Genomic DNA, 627 nt, shown 5'->3' with positions numbered 1-627 from the left:
TGGTTCGCCCGTTTCCCCGCGCTGCCCCTGATGAATGTCTACGGCCCGGCCGAATGCTCCGACGACGTCGCCTACCATGCCATCCTGAGCGCGCCGCCCGAGCACAGCGCCATTCCCATCGGCCGTCCCACGCCAAACAACCAGCTGTTCATCCTTGACGCCCGCCAGCAACTGCTGCCCATCGGCGTGGAAGGCGAGATCTGCGTCGCCGGCGCCGGCGTCGGCCGCGGCTACCTGCACAGCCCGGAATTGACCGGCGCTGCCTTCATCGCCCATCCGTTCGCGCCCCACGGCCGCTTCTACCGTACCGGCGACGTCGGCCGCTACCGCGCCGACGGCGTCATTGAATTTGTGCGCCGCCTCGACCACCAGGTCAAGGTGCGCGGCTTCCGGATCGAGCTCGGGGAAATCGAAACCGCGCTGGCCGCCCTGCCTCAACTGCGCGAAGCCGTGGTGCTGGCGCGCGAAGACCATGCAGGGGACCCGCGCCTGGTCGCCTACCTGGTGCCCCAGCCGCCGGCCGCCGCCGGCCCGGACGACGTGCCGGCCCTGCGCGCCGCGCTGCTGCGCACCCTGCCCGACTACATGGTGCCGGCCCATTTCGTCTTCCTCGACCAGATGCCGCTG

General features: G+C 70.5%; 1 protein-coding gene. It reads left to right on the top strand.

The genetic code is table 11. The features are described from left to right. A partial coding sequence (locus tag AC1RRC_RS33240) for an AMP-binding protein (RefSeq protein ID WP_493060212.1) occupies window positions 1–627 on the top strand: 627 nt, incomplete at both ends.

The sequence above is a fragment of the Pseudoduganella sp. GW821-FHT12E03 genome (assembly GCF_058807115.1).
Note: the sequence above shows the minus strand (reverse complement) of the source record. Positions and strands in the feature narration are given on the sequence as shown.